Source organism: Delftia sp. ZNC0008 (assembly GCF_000799035.1).
GTDB lineage: Bacteria > Pseudomonadota > Gammaproteobacteria > Burkholderiales > Burkholderiaceae_C > Comamonas > Comamonas tsuruhatensis.
Genome location: NZ_JTKZ01000375.1, coordinates 1 through 338, shown reverse-complemented (window position 1 = coordinate 338; position 338 = coordinate 1). Strand labels below are relative to the sequence as shown.

Annotated in this window: 1 protein-coding gene; it reads right to left on the bottom strand. The window is 64.2% G+C overall.

The window, feature by feature from the left end; all coding sequences use genetic code 11:
- Window positions 1-338, bottom strand: a 338-nt coding sequence (locus L995_RS33810; protein ID WP_047472042.1) for a portal protein, incomplete at both ends; no start/stop codon positions are given.

Here is a 338-nt window from a genome sequence, read left to right as displayed (position 1 = left end):
CTGTCCTGCTGGTAGATCAGCCCGCGCACGTAGCCATAGGGCACGCGCGTGGAATCCTCGCGGAAGCCCCAGAAGATCACATAGGGGAAATGGCTGTGCGGGTATGGCGAGGGGCTGTCGTGCAGCTTGTGCGGCCCAAGCCAGTAGCTGCGGCGCACCTTCGCCACGATGGCCTTGAATGCCTTGGTCATGCCCGTGGCCAGTCCGTAGTTGTGGGCCTGGTTGCCCGCGTCGTACTCGACCACGCGGCCGTCGGGTGACTCGATGAGCACCACCTCGACCCAGCGCCGATACCAAAGCTCGGTCAGGCACAGCTGCTTGTTGGTGCGGTCGTACCA